Raw genomic sequence first — 19,421 nt, 5'->3', positions numbered from 1 at the left:
CCCCGGAGGCCGTCGGTCTGACGTCGGTGCTGTCCGCGGAGGGCGCGGCGGCGGTGACGGCGGTGGTCGTGGACCTGCGGGATGTGTGAGGCGGGCGGCCACTGGGGGCACCCGGTGGTGCTCAGGCCGTCGGGAGGAGTGCCGCGGTGGGTCCGTACGCGGTGACCCGTCCGGCGTCGAGCAGGTGCACGGTGTCGGTGTACGCGGCCACCAGGTGTATCTCGTGGCTGACGAGGGCGACGGTCATGTCGCGTTCCGTCCGCAGGCGTCGCAGGACTTCCATGACGGCGACGGCGGTGTCCGGGTCGAGCGCGGAGGTGATCTCGTCGCAGAGCAGGACGTCGGGCTCGGCGGCGAGGGCCCGGGCGATGGACACGCGCTGGCGCTGTCCGCCGGAGAGTTCGGCCGGGTAGCGGCGGGCGAAGTCGGCGGGCAGTTCCACCTGTTCGAGCAGCGCGGTGATCCGGCCGGGTATCTCCGCCCTGGCGAGGCGGGTGTGCCGGCGAAGGGGCCGGGTCAGGGCGGCGCCGACGGTGCGGGACGGGTTGAGGGCGGCGAGGGGATTCTGCGGAACGAACTGGATGCGCCGGTGATGTTCGGGCCTGCGCCCGCGGGCGGTGTGGGCGAGCGGCTGCCCTTCGAGGGTGAGCGTCCCGGAGTCGGGGCGGTGCAGGCCGGCCAGGACCCGCAGCAGGGTGGTCTTGCCCGAGCCGGAAGGCCCGACGATCCCGGTGGCCGAGCCGGGCGGAGCGGTGAAGTCGACGCTGTCGAGAGCCTGTTGTACGCCATATCGGCCGCGGAACACCACGCTGACCGACCGTGCGGCGATCCCCTCGTCCGCGGCGCTCGCCGGGCCTGCCGCCACCACCGGTGCCGGTGCCGGCCTGCGCCGGCCCGGGACGCGGGGCGGTGCGGGGGCGGGCGCCGCGGAGACAGGCGCCACGGAGACAGGCGCCACGGAGGCGGGCCGTGCGGGGGCGGTCAGGCGTACGACGTGGTCGGCGCAGGTGTCGACGAGCTTCGGGTCGTGGCAGGCCATGACGATGGCCAGACCGCGTGCGGTGGCCAGGTGGCGCAGCAGGTCGGCGATGTCGTCGCGCAGGGCGGCGTCGAGTCCGGCCGTGGGCTCGTCCAGAAGCAGGATGTCCGGGGTACGGGCGAGGGCGCGGGCGAGCGCGACGCGGCGCTGCTGGCCCCCGGAGAGCGCGGTGGGCCTTCGGTCGGGGAATCCGTCCACGGTGGGGAGGCGGCATTCGCGCAGCAGGTCGGGCACGACGTGGTCGCCGGCGTCCGTGGCGGTCTCGGCGATGAGCCGGCGGATCGTCATGCGCGGGTTGAGCGCGGAGCCGGGGTCCTGGCCGACGTAGGCGATCCTGCTGCGGCGCAGTGCACGCAGTGCTGCCGGGGAGAGGCCGGGGACGTGGTGGCCGAGGACGTCCAGCGCGGTGCAGGCCAGTGCGGCTCGGGCGGGCAGGTGGCCGATCAGGGCGCGCAGCAGAGTGGTCTTGCCGGAACCGGAGGCCCCGGTCAGGGCGGTGATCTCGCCGGCGCGGACGGTCAGGCTGGTGGGGGGCAGGAGGACGGGACCGTCGGGGATGCGGATGCCGACGTCGGTCGCCGTCACCAGGGTCGCGGGTGTTCCGGCCGCGCCGGAGGCAGGGGTGTCGGGGGTGTGGCCGGTGGCCGGAGCGGGGGTGGGCGTGGTCACGGGGTGGTCACCGCCTTGCGTGCGGAGCGGGGCGCGAGGGAGGTGGCCGCGAGGTTGACGCTGATGGCGAGCAGGGCGATGGTCAGGCTGGGGGCGACGACGGCCCACGGGTTGAGGAGGATGCCCGGGGCGTTCTCGCGGATCATCAGCGCCCAGTCCGCGGCCGGGGGCTGGGGGCCGATCTGGAGGAAGCCGGCCATCGAGATGACGTAGACGGCTTCGACGAAGCGCAGGCCGAACAGGGCGAGGACGGTGCCCCGCAGGTTCGGCAGGAGTTCGCGGGTGGCGGTGTAGGTGACGCTTTCCCCGCGCGCCAGGGCGGCTTCGACGTATCCGGCGGTGGCCAGGGGGGCGGCGGCGCCTGCGACGACGCGTACGGCGTACGGGATGCCCAGGACGGTGGCTGCGCTGATGACGGCCCATCGACCGCCGCCGGGCCAGGCCAGTGCGATGAGCATGATGCCCAGGACGGGCGGCAGCAGGATGAACACGTCGGCGGTCCGCTCCACGGCGCGTCCCACGACGGGGTGCAGGACGGCGAAACAGCCGATCAGGGCGGCCAGCAGGGTGACGACGAAGGCGACCAGGAGGGCGCTGCCGATCAGGGCGGTGCCGCCGTGGAGCAGTCGGCTGAGCACATCGCGGCCGAGCTGGTCCCCGCCCAGCGGCGCCCCGTCGCCGGGGGGAGCGAAGGGGGCGGTGACGGGCTTGTCCAGGGGGTGGGCGGCGAGGTACGGGCCGGTCAGGGCGAGCAGGACCAGGAGGATGGCGGGCGTGACGCGGGGCAGCACACGGCCTCGCCCGTCGGCCGTGGCCGGCCTGCGGCCCGTCGTGGCGACGCTCATGAGGAGGCTCCCAGGACTCGGGCGCGGATGACGTCGGCGGCCAGCAGGACCAGGCTGATGGCGGCGCCGGCGCAGACGACGACGCCGGCGATGAGGGGGGTGTCGCGGTTGGCGACGGCGCCGGCCAGCACACTGCCGATGCCCGGGTAGTTGAAGAGCGTCTCCACCACCACCGCGCCGCCCAGCAGCATCCCGGTGGAGGTGGCCAGGCCGGTGGCGACGGCCGGGACGGCTCCGGGAAGCGCGTGGCGCCAGATGACGCGGTGCGGCGACAGGCCGTCGAGCTGGGCGGCCTCGACGTGCGGGGTGGCCGCCTGGTCGGCGAGCGCCCCGCGCACGATGGTGGTGTTCCATCCGGTCTGCGGGATGACCAGCGCGAGGGCCGGCATGATCAGCATGGTCCAGGTGGCGGGGGCACCGTCGGCACCGGTCAGGGTCACGGCGGGCAGCCAGCCCGTCCACAGCGACAGCACGATGAGCAGGCCGACGGAGACGACGAATTCGGGGATGGCGAACGCCGAGGTGGCGGCGTGGCCGACGATCCGGTCGGTCATCGAGCCCGGCCGGGCGGCGGTCCAGCAGCCGAGCGCCAGCGAGAGCGCGGCGGTGAGGACGAAGGCGACCGTCGCCAGCAGCAGGGTGTTGGGAAAGGGGTCGGCCAGCAGGTCGGTGACTTTCTGGCCGCGGGCGCTGGTGCCCAGGTCGCCGGTGGGCAGACCCGTCATCCAGTCGGCGAAGCGTTCCCACAGGGGCCGGTCCAGGCCGAGCAGATGACGGCGTGCCGCGACATCCGCGGCGCTGTCCCCACGCTCGGAGGTCGCGTTCGCCGCGTCCCCGGGCAACAGCTCCACCGCGGCGAACACGGCCGCGATCAGGATCGCGAGCATGAGTACCCGGCGGGCCAGCGCCGCACCCGCGCGGGCGAGCGGCGGCAGCACGCGACGCGACACGGTGGCCGCCCACGGCGGGGCGGCCGTCACGCCATCCTTGGACAACCGGCTCAACCCAGCCACACGTTCTCGAGCTGGACGCGGCCGTAGCCGGCGAGCTCGGGCAGACCACGGACCTTGGAGGCGGCCAGGTCGATGCCGTCGGCCATGCCCCACAGCAGATAGCCGGACCGGTCGTACTCGATCCGCTGGAGCTCCTTGAGTACCTCGGCGCGGGCCTTCGGGTCCGCGGTGGCGATCACCTTGCGGTAGGTCGCGTCGAACTTCTTGTCCGCGAAGCCGGCTTCGTTCTGCCCGGCCTCGCTGACCAGGGTCTTGGACGCGAAGAACACCACCGAGTCGTTGGTGCCCCAGTACGTCGTGTAGAGGTCGCCCTTGAGCCAGGTCTTCTCGTAGAACGCGCCGGACTCCTGCTTGACGACCTTGATCTTGATTCCGGCCTCGCGGGCCTGGGAGGCGAACAGGGTGGCGGACTCGGCGAGCCCCGAGATGTCCTCGGTGGTGACCAGCTCGTAGGTCTTGGACAGGTCGAACTTCGCCTCGGAGAGCAGCCGCTCGGCCTCGGCCAGGTCACGCTCCCGCTGCGGGACGTCCTTGGCGTAGCCGGGGTCGCCGGTTCCCATGATGTCGTTGGCGACGGTTCCGTATCCGGACAGGACCTGCTTGACCATGGCCTCGCGGTCCACCACCAGACGCATCGCCTCCCGCACCCGGGCATCGGCGAACGGGCCGTCCGCGGTGCGCATGACGAGGGGCATCGACATGTCGTCGGGGCGGCGCACCACCTGGACGTCCTTGCGGGACTTTGCCGTGCGCGCGGCGACCGCACCCGCGTTGGAGGCGACGTCGATCTGCCCGGCGAGCAGCGCGTTGGCCATCGCCTGCGGCGTCTCGAACATCGTCACCTCGATCGCGTCGAGGTACACGGTGCCGCCGTACCACTGGTCGTTGCGCACCAGGCGCGCGTTGCCGGCGCGGTACCGGTCGAGCTTGAACGGCCCGGTGCCCGGCGCCTTCGCCAACTCCTTGTCCGATGTGCCCTTCTTCAGTACGAACGTCGTCAGCCGGGTCAGGGGCGGGAGTTCGGCGTTCGCGTAGTCGGAGACCAGCACCACCGTGTCCTTCCCGTCGGCGGTGATGTTCTCGGCCTTGATGCCGGGCAGGCGGGCGGCCCCGGAGGGGGTGTTGCGCAGCCGCCGCAGCGACCACACGACGTCGTCGGCGGTGACCGGGCTGCCGTCGTGGAAGGCGGCGTCCTCGGCCAGCTTGAAGCGCCAGGTCTTCAGGTCCTTCGACGGCTCCCACGAAGCGGCCAGCCGAGGCTTGGTGTTGGGGTCGGCGCCCGGGACGGTGAGGGTGTCGTAGACGAGGGCGAGGATCAGGTAGTCGCTCTCGTTGCCCTGAGTGCCGTGCGGGTCACGGGTGATGGCGCCGGCGCGGCCGAGCGCCCCGATGCGGAGCGTGCCGCCCTTGCGGGGCTTGCCGCCCTTGTCGGAGGAGGCGGCCGACGTGTCGTCCCCGCCCCCGGAGCAGGCGGCCAGCAGCGCCGACGCGCCCATCGCCCCGCCGGCCAGCAGCACTTGACGCCTGTTGATGTTCACGTACGTCCCCGATCCCCGTCCCGAGCACCCCAGTGGTGCTTAGGTTTGCCTACCCTAATGACAATCGTTCCCGCAAGGGGATCTCGGCATGCAGGGTGCGCGCTGGGCATACGGGGCGCACGCCGGGCGCGTGCATTCACAGGGGCGCCCCGCCGCATCCCCCCGCCGGCTTCCGGCCACATCATATGGCCTGTGAATTAGGTATGCCTAACCTAAGTTCGGTGTTAGCGTTCGAACGCCCCCCCGAGAGCTGAGCCGCCCGCCGCGTGGGCCGAACTCCTGCTGCCCTCCTACTGGTTGACCGTCGCCGCACCTTCAGGACGTACGGCGCCCGACACCCCTGCCCCCACACGAAACGGACCACTTCGCCATGAGCACGGCAGCCGCACCTGCCCGTCAGCTCGACCCCGACTCCGTGAGTGAACTCCGCCAAGCCACAGAGCACATACACGCCGAATTCGGCACCTCGGCGACGACCCCCGCGCTGCTGAAGCGGATCGCGACGACCGCGAACGCGTTCGGCGACGGCCTGCGTCACCACTGCCGCCCCGTCGACACCGACGACGGACTGTTCGTCCTGCGCGGCCTCGACATCGACGACGCCGCGGCCGGTCCGACGCCGGACAGCTGGGCCACGGCCGGAGACAGCGGAGCGGCCCACGACATCACGCTCCTGCTGCTGGCCACCGTGATGGGCAACCCGATCGCCTGGGAGGGGCAGCAGGACGGCCGCTTCGTCCACAACATCGTGCCCTCGCCCGGCCACGAGACCGAGCAGACCGGCGCCAGCAGCACCGTGCTGCTCAGCCCCCACACCGAGGACGCCTTCCACCCCGGCCGCGCCCACCTGCTGATGCTCGGCTGCATGCGCAACCACGACGACATCGCCACCACCGCGGCGAGCGTCCGCAAGACGCGGCTGTCGGAGCGGGACGTGCGCACCCTGACCCGCCCGGTGCTCCCCATCCTGCCGGACGACGCCTACGCCGAGGCCCAGGGCTACGCCGAGGAGCCGCCGCCCGTGCCCGCCCTGTTCGCGAGCGAGGACGGGATCACGCTGCGCTTCGACCCCGCCTACACCCCCCTCGACCAGGCGGACGACGCCTACCGGAGCGCGTACGGGCGGCTCGGGGAAGAACTGGCCCGTGTCTCCGTCGCGGTCAGCCTCGCTCCCGGTGAGGTCCTGGTCGTCGACAACGACCTGGTCGTCCACGGCCGTGTTCCCTTCCAGGCCCGCTACGACGGCACCGACCGGTGGCTCAAGCGCGCCTCCGTCCGCGTTCCCGGGCGCCGCACCCGCCCCCTGACAGAAGCCCACGAGCACGGCTACGGCCAGAGCGCGATCGAAGCCCACGCGCGCTGAACCCCGCCCCGTTCCTGGAGGAATGACCATGCCTGACGCCTCGACCACCGCCGCCGCCGAACCGATACCCCGCGCCGACCGGCACCTGCGGATCCTCTCGACCGGCGATCTGGCCGGGATCGACATCTCCCTGGCCGACGTGGTGTCCACCGTGGAGGACGCCTACCGCACCCTGCACGCCGGTGAGTCCGACAACCCCCGCAAGCTCACCGTCAAGCCGCGGGACGGGCATTCGGTCGCGTACGCGATGCTCGGCCGGGACGGCTCCCGCGACGTCGTCGCCGTCAAGACCTCCTACAAGCACGGCCTGGACAAGGGGCGCGAGGAGCAGCACTACTACACCACGCTGACCCTCTACGACGATGTCACCGGGCTGCCCGTGGCGATGATGGACTGCTCCCGGATCGGATCGCTGCGCACCCCGGCGGTCTCCGCGCTGCTGGCCCGCGAATGCGCCGCCCCCGGTGCGCGCAGCGCCCTGGTCATCGGTACGGGCACCCAGGGCCGTCTGGCGCTGCCCTTCCTGCTGACGACGCTGCCCGGGCTGGACCGGCTGATGCTCTTCGGCACCCACCCCGAGGGCGTCACCGCGGTGCGCGAGCGGCTTCGGGCGCACTTCCCGGACCGGGACGTGGAGATCGTCACCGACGCGGGGGCCGCGGCCTCGGAGGCCGACATCATCGTGGCCACGGCCGGCGGCCACACCCCGGCCGCGGTCGGGGCGGACCGGCTCAAGCCGGGCTCCCTGTCCATCCTCGTGGGCCACGGTCTCGCCCCGTCGGCCCTGCACCGGGCCGACCGGGTGATCGCCACCAGCGAGGCCCAGATGAAGGTCACCGGCATCGACATGGCCGACGCCGACGGCGAACTCCGCGCGGTCGACGCCGAGTTCCCGCCCGTGATCACCGGCGACACCGCGGGCCGCCGCACCGCGACGGAGCGGATCTTCGCCTACAACAGCGGACTCGTCGTCACCGATATCGCGCTGGGGCACCGCTTCGCACAGCTCGCCCTCGAACAGGGCCTGGGCACCGAGGTGGCACTGTGGCGGTGACCGGGCCCCCCGCCCTTCCCACCCTTCCCGCCCTGCCCGACCCGGCCGCCGACGCCGTGCTGGGCAGCGGGCTGCTGGAGGAACTCGCCTACGCGCTCGGCGGCCCGTTCCACTTCCTGCTGCCCGACGCCTTCGACGCCAACCTGCGCGCCCTGCACAGCGTCCTCGACGAGACCGGCGTCGACGGTTTCGTGTACTTCGCGAAGAAGGCCAACAAGGCAGCCGTGTGGGCGGAACGATCCGCCGCCGGCGGGGCGGGAGTCGACGTCGCTTCCGCCGCCGAACTGCGCCAGGCCCTGGGGCACGGTGTGCGCGGGGAGCACCTCGTGGTCACCGGTCCGGCCAAGGACTTGGCACTGCTGGGACTGGCCGTCCGGCACGGTGCCCTGATCGCCGTGGACGCGCTCGACGAACTCGACACGCTCATCACCACCGTGTCCGGGGACCGCACGCGCCCGGCCCGGCTGCTGCTGCGCTGCCTGCCGCCCGCTCAGCCCCACAGCCGTTTCGGCCTGGGCGAGGCCGAAGTGGCCCTCGCCCTGGAGCGCTGTGTCACGGCGGGCGAAGCGGTCCGTATGGAGGGCTTCAGCTTCCACCTGTCCGGATACGACGTGAAGCTCCGCGCCGACCTGGCCGGGCACCTCGTCGAACTGTGCCTCAAGGCCCGCGTCCTCGGACTGGAGGCCGACCGCATCAGCATCGGCGGCGGCCTGCCGGTCAGCTACAGCTCCGCCGCCGACTGGAACACCTTCCTGACGCGACAGAACGGCGGCCACTACCACGCGGACAGGACGTTCGACCCCGACGGCTTCTACCCCTACCACTCACCGGTCGCCGGGGCGGACGCCCTGCGCCGGATCCTGGCCACGCGCCCCGAAGGGCACCGTCCAAGCCTCGCGGCGCTGCTGAACGACGCCGGCATCACGCTTCTGCTGGAGCCCGGACGCGCTCTGCTCGACCGGGCCGGCGGCACCGTCTTCCGTGTCCAGGGGGTCAAGGACCGGGACGGATACCAGCTCCTGACGGTGAACGGCACCAGCCTGAGCCTGTCCGAGCAGTGGTTCAACAGCGAGTACCTGCCCGACCCGCACCTGCTGTCAGCCCACCCCGACACACCGGACGCGGTGTGGCCGGCCGCCGTGGGCGCCGCGACCTGCCTGGAATCGGACATGCTCACGTGGCGCAAGGTCCCCTTCCCCCGCAGACCGCGCACCGGGGACCTGCTGGTCTACCCGAACACCGCCGGCTACCAGATGGACTCCAACGAGTCCCCCTTCCACGACCTGGCGCTGCCGCCCAAGGTGGTCATCGACCACACCGACCGGGCCCGCCCGCGCTGGCGCCTCGACCGTCACGCCCCCTGATCCCGAGCCGACGTCCCCCACCGATTCCCCAGGAGAATTTCGATGCCCGGATCCCTGCGGCGCCCGTCCGTGGTCTCCCGCGTGTCCGACCTCATCGGCTACACCCCGCTGCTGGAACTCGCGGCCACGGAGACCGGCAGCCGCCTGCTGCTGAAGCTGGAGATGTTCAACCCCACCGGCACCGCGAAGATCCGCATGGCCCGCCAGATGATCACCGATGCCGAGGAGCGCGGCGAACTGCGCGCGGGAGGCCGGATCATCGAGTCCACCTCCGGCAACACCGGCCTGGGCCTGGCCGTCATCGCCGCCGAACGCGGCTACACCTTCACCGCCGTCGTCGACAACCACGCCGCCGTCGACAAGCTGCGGGCCATGAAGGCCCTGGGCGCCGAACTGGTCCACGTCGTGGACGACGGAACCGACGAACTCGCCACCGCCGCCCGTGAGGAACTCGCCGAGGAGATGGCGCGCGGCCAGGACAACACCATCTTCACCGAGCAGCACAACAACCCCAGCAACGGCGTCGGCTACTTCCCCGTCGCCCACGAACTCCACGAGGCACTCGACGGCCGCCTCGACGTCCTCGTCGGGGCCGTCGGCACCGGCGGCGGCCTGTGCGGCACGGCCCGTGAACTGCGCACCCTCATACCCGGCTTCACCACCATCGGCGTCGAACCGAAGGGGTCGATCGCGTTCGGCGGCCCGGCGCACGACTACTACCAGTCGGGCACCGGCACGCCCGAGGGCGCCCCGATCGGTGCTCTGGTCGACTTCGGCCTCATCGACGAAGGGGCCAAGGTCGGTGACGTCGAGGCGTTCGCCACCTGCCGGGCCGTGGCCCGCACCGGCCTGCTCATCGGGGGCTCCGCCGGCGGCGTCGTCCACGAAGCCCTGACCCGCCTGCCCGGACTTCCGCCCGGCACGACTATGGTCGCCCTGATCAATGACGGCGGGGAGAAGTACATGGACACCGTCTTCAACGACGACTGGATGCGGGCCCGCGACCTCCTCGATCCCGCGGCGGAACGGGAAGTCGACGAACTCCTCACCAAGCTCCGCGGGAACCGATGACCCTCATGCTCACCACCCTCCTCCGCGACAGCCGCGCGCTCGCCGCCCTCGCCGTCCCGCTGATCCTCACCCAGCTCGCGCAGGTCGCCCTGACGACCACGGACACGGTGATGATGGGTCTGCTCGGCACCCGGGAGCTGGCGGCGGGCGGGCTGGCCCTCGTCATCTTCAACCAGCTGCGCACCATGGGCGTCGGCCTGGTCACCTCGGTCGGCAACCAGATCGCCGCCGCCGGGGCCCGGGCAGAACAGGCCGAGCAGGCCGAGGCCGAGCGGACGGCCGGCCGTGACGACGACGGCCGGGGCCACGCGCAGGAAGAGGCACACGAGGAGATGCGGGGCATCGTGCGCGCCAGCCTGGCGCTGGCCACCCTCGCCGGCCTCGCCGGTGCCGTCCTCATGATCCTCATCGGGCAGGCCCTCCCCTGGCTAGGCCAGGACGCCGCGGTCGCCGACCGGGCCCAGACGATGCTGTTCGCGCTCGCTCCCGGCCTGCTGCCCTGTCTCTGGTTCCAGGCGATCCGCCAGTTCACGGTCGGAATGCGGCGCCCCCAGGCCCTGCTCCGGATCACCGTCGCCTCCGTCGCCGTCAACGCCGGCCTCAACTGGGTCCTCATCCACGGCACCTGGGGCCTGCCCCGCATGGGGCTGACCGGCGTCGGTGTCGCCACCTCCAGCGTGTACGTCCTCACCTGCATCGCCCTCTACGTCTCGGCGAGGAAGGACGGCGCGCTCGCCCCGCTGCTCGCCCTGGACGTCATGAAGGCCGACCCGGCCGTCCTCAGGCGGCTGCTGCGTCTGGGGCTGCCGATCGCCGCGACCTACGGGTCGGAGGCCGGGTTCTTCTCCCTCACCGCGCTCATGGCCGGATCCTTCGGACCGGCCGCTCTGGCCGCGCACACCGCTGTCAACCAGCTCGTCTACATCGTCTTCCAGGTCGCCGTGGGCCTCTCGCACGCCGCGTCCATCAACGTCAGCCGTGAACTCGCCGTAGGCCGTTACGAAGACGCCGGCCGCATCAAGAACACGGCGCTCGCCTGCGCCGCGGCCGTCATGACCGTCGTCGGCGTCGTCTACCTCACCCTCCCCGAGCTGGTCCTGGCCCCGTTCCTGGAATCCGGCTCCGGGCAGGCCCTGACGATCGCCACCCACCTGCTCGTCGTCACCGCCTTCCTCCAGTTCTTCGACTGCGCCCAGAACATCGGCGTCGGACTCCTGCGCGGCCTCGACGACACCAGGAGCGGCTTCCGCATCACCCTCATCGGCTACTGGGCCGTCGGACTCCCCGCCGCATGGCTCCTCGCCTACGCCCTGGAACTCGACACCCTGGGCATCTGGCTCGGCCTCCTCACCGGCCTCGCCACCACCGCCGTCCTCCTCCTGCGCCGCTACGCGCAGTCCCTCACCACCCGATCCGCCCGGCACACTCCCCTCACGGCGACCTGACCGCATACGGGGTGACCGCACCCGTGGTGAGCGCGGGGTGGGCCGGGACCGCTACCAGCAGCCCGCCTGTCGTACGTACCTCCGCTGCCAGGGCGTCTCCACCGCATGCCGGTCGTAGTGGGCGCGGACGTACGCCACGGCCTCCTGAGGGGGTACGCCGTCGAGTACCGCCAGGCACGCGAGGGCCGTACCGGTCCGCCCCCGGCCCCCGCCGCAGGCGATCTCCACGCGCTCGGCGGCGGCCCGCCGCCAGGCGTCGGTCAGCACCTCCCGGGCCTGTGTACGGCTGCTGGGCAGGCGGAAGTCCGGCCAGCGCAACCAGTGCGCCTCCCAGGGGACTTCGGGCGGCCGCTTGCCGAGCAGATACACGGCGTACGTCGGTTCCTGCCCCTCCGGAAGAGGGCGGCGCAGGCCTCGGCCGCGGACCAGGCGCCCTGACGGCAGCCGCAGCACACCCACGTCCGTGGGACTCCAGGTGTCGGTCATCGGCCCAGCCTAGGCACTCCCCCGCTCACCCCACCCCCCGCGACTCCTCCGCCGCCCGCGCCTCGATGCCCCTGAAGTGGTCCGCCATCGCCCGTTGCGCGCCCTCGACGTCCCGGGCCCGCAGGGCCGTGAGGATGTCGCGGTGGCGGCGGGCCGTCACCGCCGGGGCCGGGTCGTCCGTCCAGTCACGGGCGCCCGCGACCCGGCGGAACACCGTCCAGAAGGCGCCGAGGAGCTGCGGCACAAAGGCGTTGCCGAGGGACGCGTACAGCAACTCGTGGAACTCCCGGTCCAGTTCGGCGAACGAACGGCCCGCCCGGCCGGCCGTCTCCATCCGCGCCACCACCGACTCCAGCCGGTCCAGCTCCGCCTCGGAGAGGGTCGCCGTGACCCGGCGGATCAGACCCTCCTCCAGGACCTCCCGGACCTGGAGGATCTCCGCCAGCGCGTCCGTGTCGTCGTCGGGCCGCGAGAGCGTACGGAAGGTGAGGCCGTCGACCAGCGGGGTCAGCGAGGCACGTCCGACGTAGGTGCCGTAGCCGTGTCTGATCTCCACGATGTCCAGGGCCTGCAACGCCTTCAGCGCCTCGCGCACGGAGTTGCGGCTGACACCGAGATCCTCCATCAGCTCCGTCTCGGTGGGCAGCGGCGCGCCGGCCCGGAGCCTGCGGTCGAGGATCAGCTGCACGACCTCGCGCCGTATCCGACTGTTCCCGGTCTCCTCGGACATGCGCCGCATCGTACGCGCGCCGGACGTCCCACGTCCCACCTCTGGTCCGGACTCCGTGGATCCGGCGTCAACTCCCGTCCGTCCGCACCGTCATTGGTCGCACCTGTGGCAGATACGCCATTCGTGTGCGAGCCCTTGACCGCCCTCACGGCCCCTCCTATGGTCACGCTGACCCAGGACGTAGGACGTCGTATCTCCTCACCCTTTCCAGACTCTCCCGCTGGAGGAACCGTGCGCGACGCGACCCACGACGTACCGGCGCTGCACCGCCGTTCGTTCCTGAAGTACTCCGGCGCGCTGGGCGCGGCCGCCGCGCTCTCCTCGTCGCTGGCCGCCTGCTCCTCGGGCCCGGAGTCCACCAACGACACCGGCGGCGGGGGCAGCGGCGGGAACCGGACGTTGACCGCCGTCATCGGCTATGGGAACGACGGCAGCTGGGATCCGACACAGACCGCGTCCGCCTTCAGCATGGCCGCCAACAACCACATCTACGAGGGCCTGCTCGACACCGATCCGATCTCCCGCGAGCCCTACGCGGCGCTCGCCACCCAGGTGCCGAAGGATCTCGGCGGCACGTCATGGAAGTTCACGCTGCGCTCCGGGGCCACGTTCCACGACGGGAAGCCGGTCACCGCCGACGACGTGGTGTTCGTCTTCGGCCGGATCCTCGACCCGAAGACCCAGACCCTCGTCAAGGGGTTCTTCGCGAGCTGGCTGAAGGACGTCCGGAAGATCGACGCACAGAACGTCGAGCTGGTGCTCAAGTTCCCCTTCCCCGAAGGGGTTTCGCGGCTCACGCTCGCCAAGATCATGCCCCGGCACGTCTTCTCCCGGCCGGGCGCCTGGGAGGACGCGATCAAGGGCAAGGCGGTGGGCTCGGGGCCGTACCGGCAGACCGCGCACCACCCGAAGTCCAACACCACGTTCGAGGCGTTCGCCGGCTACAACGGCCCGCGCAAGCCGGCCTTCAAGAAGATGAACTGGCTGACCATCGTCGACGCCGCCCCGCGCGTCGCGAAGGTCTCCGGCGCGAGCGCCGGCGCGCAGCTCGCCGACAACATCCCGTACGCCAACATCCAGCAGCTGAAGAAGGACGGGATGACCGTCGAGGGCGGGGCAGGGATGAACAACCTGTTCCTGATGTTCAACACCAAACACAAGCCGTTCGACGACGTGCGCGTGCGCCAGGCCCTCCACTACGCCATCGACACCGGCAAGATGGTCGAGGTCGCCCTCAAAGGCCATGGCAAGCCCTCGAGTTCGTTCCTCAACGAGGGCAACCCGGCTTACCGCAAGGCGAAGACCGTCTACGACTACGACCCCGAGAAGGCCAAGGAGCTTCTGAAGGCGGCCGGCGTCAAGGGACTGGAGATCGAGATCCTCTCGGTGAACGTCAGCTGGATCGTGGACTGTCTGCCGACCATCAAGGCGTCCTGGGACGCGATCGGCGTGCGGACCACGCTCTCCCCGCAGGAGACCACGGCCGTCTTCACGAAGATGGACCAGAAGCAGGACTACCAGGTCGTCGCCGCCGCCTCGAACCCCAACCAGTTCGGCCTCGACGCCGACCTGATCATGCACTACAACTACGGCCCCCAGAACCTGTGGATGCAGTACGCCCGCTGGGCCGGCGACTCCGTCGCCAAGCAGCTCTTCAGGGACATGGACCTGGCCACCCGGCAGCCGGACGCCGAGAAGAAGAAGTTGATGATCCAGGACTACATCGACGTCGTCGCCGAACAGGCCGTGCTCTACCCGGTCGTCCACAACGAGCTGATGACCGCCTGGGACCCGGAGAAGCTCAGCGGGATCAGGGCCCAGCCCTACCCCGGCGTCAATCTCCTCCAGGCCAAGTGGGCGTAAGTACAGGGGAGTCGCCGCAGTGATCGCCATCGCCAGAATCCTGGCCCGCCGTGTCGTCCTGCTCGTCCCGCTGATGCTCGGCATCGTGCTCTTCGTGTTCCTGGTGATGCGGTTCTCGGACGTCGACCCGGCGTCCGCGTTCTTCCAGGGCGCGAACCCCACACCGCGGCAACTGCACGACTTCCGGCAGCAGAACGGCCTGCTCGACCCGCTGCCGGTGCGCTACGTCCACTTCGTGGGCGACCTGCTGCACGGCGACCTGGGCATCAGCGCGCTGACCCGGGCGCCGGTGGTCGAGCAGGTCACCACCGCGCTGCCGCTCACGCTCCAGCTCACCTTCCTGGGCCTCGGCATCGCGGTGGTGCTCGCCCTGACCGGCGGAGTGACCGCCGCCATCTACCGCGACCGGCTGCCCGACCAGCTGGTCCGGGTGGTCTCGCTCACCGGCGTCGCCGCCCCCGGCTTCTGGCTGGCGCTGCTGATGATCCAGTACCTGGCGGTCGACCGGGGCTGGTTCCCGACCGGCGGCTACATCAACCCCGCCGACTCGCCGAGCGGCTGGCTCAGGACGATGACGCTGCCCGCGTTCGCGCTGTCCCTGCCGGTCGCGGCACAGCTCACCCGCATCGTGCGCACGGCCGTCGTCGAGGAGCTCGACAAGGACTACGTACGGACGGCGATCGGGAGCGGGCTGCCGCCGAGGGTCGTGGTGGGCCGCAACGTCCTGCGCAACGCCCTCATCAATCCGCTCACCGTGCTCGGCCTGCGCGTCGGCTATCTGCTCGGCGGCGCGGTCGTCATCGAGACGATCTTCTCCCTGCCGGGCATGGGGAAACTGATGATCGACGCCGTGCAGAACGGCGATCCCGCGGTCGTCCAGGGGGTCGTGCTGACGACGGCCACCGGCTTCGTCGTGGTGAACCTCGTCATCGACATCCTGTATCTGCTGGTCAATCCGCGACTGAGGGATGCGGCCCGATGATCACTCGTACGCGCCTCGCCCACGCCCTGTCCCGGCCCGGCGTCCGGCTGCGCCGACTGCCCCCGCTCTCGCGCATCGCCCTCGGGCTCCTCACCGTCGTGGTCCTGGCGGCCCTGTTCGCCCCGCTGCTCGCCCCGCACGACCCGCTCGACCAGCAGCCGCCGGCCGACGGCAGCGGGCACCCGTCCGCCGGGCACTGGATGGGGCAGGACAGCCTCGGCCGGGACATCCTCAGCCGGCTGATGTACGGCGCCCGCTGGTCCCTCGCCATCGGCCTCGGCGCCACCGCGCTCGCCCTCCTCGTGGGAGCACTCCTCGGCGCGGTCGCGGCGACCTCGCGCAAGGCGGTCGACGAGACGCTGATGCGGTGCCTGGACGTCGTGATGGCGTTCCCCGGCATCGCGCTCGCGGCGGTCCTGGTCGCGGTGTTCGGCGGCGGCGTCACGGTCCTGATCTGCGCGATCGCGTTCCTGTTCACCCCGCCGGTCGCCAGGGTCGTACGGGCCAACGTCCTCGACCAGTACGGCGAGGACTACGTGACCGCGGAACAGGTCATCGGCGCGCGCACCCCGCACATCGTGCTGCGGCACGTCGCCGTCAACTGCGCGGCGCCCGTGCTGGTGTTCTGCACGGTCCAGGTCGCCGAGGCCATCGTGTTCGAGGCGTCGCTGTCCTTCATCGGCGCGGGCGTACGGCCCCCGGACCCGTCGTGGGGCAGTGTCATCGCGGACGGCAAGAACATGGTGCTGACCGGTGGCTGGTGGGCGACCGTCTTCCCCGGTCTGCTGATGCTGGTCACCGTCCTGTCGCTGAACATCCTCTCCGAGGGTGTCTCCGACGCCTGGGCCGCCCCGGCCGCCCGGGACGTGCAGGGGCGTGACGACCGGTTGGAGACGCCTCGGCCCGGCAGCGGGGAGGTGCTGCGGCTGCCCGGCCTGACGGAGGCGGCCCTGCGGCTGCGCTCCCGCGCCCGGCCCCTGCCCGAGGGCCGGCCGGTCCTCGCCGTGGAGAACCTCGCCATCGGCTTCGACGCCCGCCACGGCGGCGTGGACATCGTCGACGGCATCAGCTTCGAGGTGCGCCCCGGCGAAGTCCTGGGCCTGGTGGGCGAGTCGGGCTGCGGCAAGTCGCTGACGGCGCTGACGGTGATGGGCCTGGAACCGAAGGGGGCACGGGTCCGCGGCCAGGTCCGTTTCCGTCAGCGGCAACTGGTGGGCGAGCCGATGCGGGTGCGCCGCAGGCTCCTCGGCCACGAGATGGCGATGATCTACCAGGACGCGCTGTCGTCCCTGAACCCCGCGATGACCGTCCGGGCGCAGCTGAAGCAGGTCGTGCGCAGGGGCGGGAAGCGGTCCCCGGCGGCCCTGCTGGAGCTGGTCGGCCTCGACCCCGAGCGCACCCTGCGCAGCTATCCGCACGAGCTGTCCGGCGGCCAGCGCCAGCGCGTGCTGATCGCCATGGCGCTGTCCCGCAGCCCCAGGCTGATCGTCGCGGACGAGCCGACGACCGCCCTGGACGTGACGGTGCAGGCGCAGGTCATGGAGCTGCTGCTGCGGCTGCGGGCGGAGCTGGGCTTCGCACTGATCCTCGTCTCGCACGACCTGGCCCTCGTCGCGGACGTCACGGACCGGGTGGTCGTGATGTACGGCGGTCAGATCGTGGAGACGGGGGTGACCGCGGACCTGGTGGAGGCACCGGCCCACCACTACACGCGCGGGCTGCTCGGCAGCGTGCTGTCCCTGGAGTCGGCGGCCCGGCGGATGACACAGATCGAGGGCGTCGTCCCCGCCCCCGCGGACTTCCCGGCGGGCTGCCGCTTCGCCGACCGCTGCCCGCTGGCGAGCGAGGTGTGCCGGACGACGGCACCCGGTCTGGCCGGGACGCGTACGCACACGGCGGCCTGCCACCATCCGGCCGTCGACCTGGTGACCACGGAGAGCGAGGCGGTGACGTGACCGGGCTGGTCTCGCTGTCCGGCGTCCATGTCGTTCACAAGGCGCGCAGCGGCGGCCTGTTCACCCGGGACCGGGTCCACGCGCTGACCGGCGCCGACCTCGCCGTCGCCCGCGGCGAGACGGTGGGCGTGGTGGGCGAGTCCGGATGCGGCAAGTCGACGCTGGCGAAGGTGCTGGTGGGGGTGCAACGGCCGACGTCCGGGACGGTGTCCTTCGGGGGCCGCGACCTGTGGTCGATGAAGCCGGCCGAGCGCAGGACGGTGGTCGGCGGCGGCACCGGCATGATCTTCCAGGACCCTTCGACGGCTTTGAACCGCCGTCTGACGGTCCGCCGGATCCTGCGCGATCCCCTGGACGTCCACCGGCGCGGCACGCCCGCCGAACGGGAGGACCGGGTACGGGAGTTGATGGCGCTGGTGGGTCTGCCGCGCGCCCTGGCCGACGGGCTGCCCGGCCAGCTCTCCGGCGGCCAGCGGCAGCGTGTCGCCATCGCCCGGGCCCTGGCGCTCGACCCGGATCTGGTGGTCGCGGACGAGCCGACGAGCGCGCTGGACGTGTCCGTACGCGCGCAGATCCTCAATCTCCTGCTGGACCTGAAGGAACGGCTCGGGCTGGCCCTGGTCTTCGTCTCGCACGACATCCAGACGGTACGCCGGATGAGCGACCGGGTGATCACGATGTATCTGGGCCGGATCGTCGAGGAGGCGCCGGCGGACGAGGTCACGGACGGCTCCCGGCACCCGTACACCCGCGCCCTCTTCTCCGCGACGCCCGGCCTGCTGGACCCGATCGACCCGATCCCGCTGGTGGGTCCGGTCCCGTCGGCGACGCGCCCGCCGAGCGGCTGCCCGTTCCGTACCCGGTGCTGGAAGGCCGACGCCCGGTGCGCCGGCGAGATGCCGGACTTCACGGCCGTGTCGGGTCCGGAGCACCGGTTCCGCTGCCACCATCCTGTGCAGGAGGGCGAGTCGACCCACGACCTCGTGGGCCAGGCCGCGTCCGCCTCCCCGGCCACCGCCATGGCCGACGTACCCGTCCAGCACGTCCCCCGGGAGCCTTCATGACCCTGCCCACCCCGTTGACCGGTGTCGTACCGCCCGTCTGCACCCCCCTGACACCGGATCGCGAGGTGGACGTCCCCTCGCTCATCAGGCTCGTGGACCACCTGGTGAACGGGGGTGTGGACGGCCTGTTCGTGCTGGGCTCGTCCTCGGAGGCGGCGTACCTGACCGACCGCCACCGCAGGCTGGTGGTGGAGACGGTGACCGCGCATGTCGGCGGGAGCGTCCCCGTCCTGGCGGGGGCGATCGACATGACGACGCCCCGGGTGCTGGACCACGTGGAGTACGTGACGGCGGCCGGCGCGGACGCGATCGTCGTGACGGCGCCCTTCTACACGCGGACGCACCCGGCGGAGATCGCCCGCCACTACCGTCTGATCGCGGCCCGCTCCTCGGTACCGGTCTTCGCGTACGACCTCCCGGTCGCCGTGCACACGAAACTGGACCCCGAGCTGGTCCTCGAGCTGGCGGCCGAGGGCGTCCTGGCCGGCCTGAAGGACTCCAGCGGCGACCTGGGCGGCTTCCGCGCCGTCGTCACCGGCGCCCGCGCGCGTCCCGACATCACCGGCTTCAGCGTTCTGACGGGGTCGGAGCTGTTCGTGGACTCGGCGCTGGCCCTGGGCGCGGCCGGGGCGGTGCCCGGGCTGGCGAACGTCGACCCCGAGGGGTACGTCCGCCTGGACCGTCTGTGCCGCGCGGGCGACGGGGAGCGGGCGCGGGCCGAGCAGGAGCGGCTGTGCGCGCTGTACGGGATGGTCGGGGCCGGGGATCCGGCGCGGATGGGCGGGAGTTCGTCGGCACTCGGAGCGTTCAAGGCGGCGCTGTTCCTGCGGGGAGTGATCGCGTGCGCGGCGACGGCGGAGCCGCAGGTGCCGCTCTCGGAGGAAGAGGTGGAGCGGGTGGGGAAGCATCTGGCGGCGGCGGGATTGCTGTGAGTCCCCCA

The 19,421-nt window shown here is 71.9% G+C and carries 16 protein-coding genes; 10 read left to right on the top strand and 6 right to left on the bottom strand.

Going from position 1 to position 19,421, the window contains the following annotated elements; all coding sequences use genetic code 11:
- Positions 1–121: 121 nt before the first annotated feature.
- The 4 genes from GTY58_RS29350 to GTY58_RS29340 all read right to left on the bottom strand — a co-directional run bounded on the left by GTY58_RS29350 (position 122) and on the right by GTY58_RS29340 (position 5,104).
- The gene (locus tag GTY58_RS29350) at positions 122–1,708 is read right to left on the bottom strand and encodes an ATP-binding cassette domain-containing protein (RefSeq protein ID WP_010987024.1); all 1,587 of its coding nucleotides are present in this window, start codon (positions 1,706–1,708) and stop codon (positions 122–124) included.
- Complete coding sequence (locus tag GTY58_RS40955) at positions 1,705–2,553, bottom strand: ABC transporter permease subunit (protein WP_010987023.1); 849 nt, start codon at positions 2,551–2,553, stop codon at positions 1,705–1,707. Before GTY58_RS40955 ends, GTY58_RS29350 begins: the two co-directional genes overlap by 4 nt.
- Entirely contained in the window at positions 2,550–3,440 is an 891-nt protein-coding gene (locus tag GTY58_RS29345; protein WP_010987022.1) for an ABC transporter permease, read from the bottom strand. Before GTY58_RS29345 ends, GTY58_RS40955 begins: the two co-directional genes overlap by 4 nt.
- Positions 3,441–3,553: 113 nt before the next feature.
- Positions 3,554–5,104 (bottom strand): ABC transporter substrate-binding protein, encoded by a 1,551-nt coding sequence (locus tag GTY58_RS29340; protein ID WP_010987021.1) that lies wholly within the window; start codon positions 5,102–5,104, stop codon positions 3,554–3,556.
- A gap of 370 nt (positions 5,105–5,474) precedes the next feature.
- Here GTY58_RS29340 and GTY58_RS29335 point away from each other — a divergent pair, with 370 nt between their 5' ends.
- Genes GTY58_RS29335 through GTY58_RS29315 form a run of 5 tightly spaced genes read left to right on the top strand, consistent with a single transcriptional unit; the run spans position 5,475 to position 11,401 of the window.
- Positions 5,475–6,467, top strand: a complete 993-nt coding sequence (locus tag GTY58_RS29335) for a TauD/TfdA family dioxygenase (RefSeq protein ID WP_010987020.1) — start codon at positions 5,475–5,477, stop codon at positions 6,465–6,467.
- A 28-nt stretch (positions 6,468–6,495) separates the two neighbouring features.
- Positions 6,496–7,521, top strand: coding sequence for an ornithine cyclodeaminase (locus tag GTY58_RS29330; protein WP_107082960.1), 1,026 nt, complete (start codon positions 6,496–6,498; stop codon positions 7,519–7,521).
- Positions 7,518–8,885 (top strand): Y4yA family PLP-dependent enzyme, encoded by a 1,368-nt coding sequence (locus GTY58_RS29325; protein WP_306292878.1) that lies wholly within the window; start codon positions 7,518–7,520, stop codon positions 8,883–8,885. Before GTY58_RS29330 ends, GTY58_RS29325 begins: the two co-directional genes overlap by 4 nt.
- Positions 8,886–8,927: 42 nt before the next feature.
- Positions 8,928–9,956: a cysteine synthase family protein gene (locus GTY58_RS29320; RefSeq protein ID WP_010987017.1), complete on the top strand. Its 1,029-nt coding sequence runs from the start codon at positions 8,928–8,930 to the stop codon at positions 9,954–9,956.
- Between the two features lie 5 nt (positions 9,957–9,961).
- Positions 9,962–11,401: an MATE family efflux transporter gene (locus GTY58_RS29315; RefSeq protein WP_010987016.1), complete on the top strand. Its 1,440-nt coding sequence runs from the start codon at positions 9,962–9,964 to the stop codon at positions 11,399–11,401.
- Positions 11,402–11,452: 51 nt separating this feature from the next.
- Here the strand turns inward: GTY58_RS29315 and GTY58_RS29310 are convergent, their stop codons facing one another.
- On the bottom strand, positions 11,453–11,887 hold the full coding sequence (locus GTY58_RS29310) for a protein-tyrosine phosphatase family protein (protein WP_010987015.1): 435 nt from the start codon (positions 11,885–11,887) through the stop codon (positions 11,453–11,455).
- Positions 11,888–11,912: 25 nt separating this feature from the next.
- Positions 11,913–12,617 carry a FadR/GntR family transcriptional regulator gene (locus GTY58_RS29305; RefSeq protein WP_107082953.1) on the bottom strand — a complete coding sequence of 235 codons (705 nt, stop codon included), beginning with the start codon at positions 12,615–12,617 and terminating at the stop codon, positions 11,913–11,915.
- 231 nt (positions 12,618–12,848) lie between these two features.
- On the opposite strand from GTY58_RS29305, the gene GTY58_RS29300 reads away from it, so the two are divergent.
- The 5 genes from GTY58_RS29300 to GTY58_RS29280 are packed head-to-tail and all read left to right on the top strand — an operon-like array spanning position 12,849 to position 19,413.
- Positions 12,849–14,480 carry an ABC transporter substrate-binding protein gene (locus GTY58_RS29300; RefSeq protein WP_010987013.1) on the top strand — a complete coding sequence of 544 codons (1,632 nt, stop codon included), beginning with the start codon at positions 12,849–12,851 and terminating at the stop codon, positions 14,478–14,480.
- Between the two features lie 19 nt (positions 14,481–14,499).
- Positions 14,500–15,462 carry an ABC transporter permease gene (locus GTY58_RS29295; RefSeq protein WP_010987012.1) on the top strand — a complete coding sequence of 321 codons (963 nt, stop codon included), beginning with the start codon at positions 14,500–14,502 and terminating at the stop codon, positions 15,460–15,462.
- Positions 15,459–17,417 (top strand): dipeptide/oligopeptide/nickel ABC transporter permease/ATP-binding protein, encoded by a 1,959-nt coding sequence (locus GTY58_RS29290; RefSeq protein WP_010987011.1) that lies wholly within the window; start codon positions 15,459–15,461, stop codon positions 17,415–17,417. Before GTY58_RS29295 ends, GTY58_RS29290 begins: the two co-directional genes overlap by 4 nt.
- Positions 17,414–18,481, top strand: a complete 1,068-nt coding sequence (locus GTY58_RS29285) for an ABC transporter ATP-binding protein (RefSeq protein ID WP_010987010.1) — start codon at positions 17,414–17,416, stop codon at positions 18,479–18,481. The genes GTY58_RS29290 and GTY58_RS29285 overlap by 4 nt, the downstream gene beginning before the upstream one ends.
- Positions 18,478–19,413: a dihydrodipicolinate synthase family protein gene (locus GTY58_RS29280; RefSeq protein WP_010987009.1), complete on the top strand. Its 936-nt coding sequence runs from the start codon at positions 18,478–18,480 to the stop codon at positions 19,411–19,413. The genes GTY58_RS29285 and GTY58_RS29280 overlap by 4 nt, the downstream gene beginning before the upstream one ends.
- Positions 19,414–19,421 lie beyond the last annotated feature (8 nt).

Origin of the sequence: Streptomyces sp. SID5469 (assembly GCF_009862865.1) — a bacterium.
GTDB classification, from domain to species: Bacteria; Actinomycetota; Actinomycetes; order Streptomycetales; family Streptomycetaceae; genus Streptomyces; species Streptomyces avermitilis.
The sequence above is the reverse complement of the archived record's forward strand: the minus strand, read 5'-3'. Positions and strand labels throughout refer to the sequence as shown.

Excerpts from the sequence above, each read along its gene's own strand:
- GTY58_RS40955 (WP_010987023.1), bottom strand. The coding sequence starts at position 2,553 with ATGAGCGTCGCCACGACGGGCCGCAGGCCGGCCACGGCCGACGGGCGA.
- GTY58_RS29345 (WP_010987022.1), bottom strand. The coding sequence starts at position 3,440 with ATGCTCGCGATCCTGATCGCGGCCGTGTTCGCCGCGGTGGAGCTGTTG.
- GTY58_RS29335 (WP_010987020.1), top strand. The coding sequence starts at position 5,475 with ATGAGCACGGCAGCCGCACCTGCCCGTCAGCTCGACCCCGACTCCGTG.
- GTY58_RS29330 (WP_107082960.1), top strand. The coding sequence starts at position 6,496 with ATGCCTGACGCCTCGACCACCGCCGCCGCCGAACCGATACCCCGCGCC.
- GTY58_RS29320 (WP_010987017.1), top strand. The coding sequence starts at position 8,928 with ATGCCCGGATCCCTGCGGCGCCCGTCCGTGGTCTCCCGCGTGTCCGAC.
- GTY58_RS29315 (WP_010987016.1), top strand. The coding sequence starts at position 9,962 with ATGCTCACCACCCTCCTCCGCGACAGCCGCGCGCTCGCCGCCCTCGCC.
- GTY58_RS29310 (WP_010987015.1), bottom strand. The coding sequence starts at position 11,887 with ATGACCGACACCTGGAGTCCCACGGACGTGGGTGTGCTGCGGCTGCCG.
- GTY58_RS29305 (WP_107082953.1), bottom strand. The coding sequence starts at position 12,617 with ATGTCCGAGGAGACCGGGAACAGTCGGATACGGCGCGAGGTCGTGCAG.
- GTY58_RS29290 (WP_010987011.1), top strand. The coding sequence starts at position 15,459 with ATGATCACTCGTACGCGCCTCGCCCACGCCCTGTCCCGGCCCGGCGTC.
- GTY58_RS29280 (WP_010987009.1), top strand. The coding sequence starts at position 18,478 with ATGACCCTGCCCACCCCGTTGACCGGTGTCGTACCGCCCGTCTGCACC.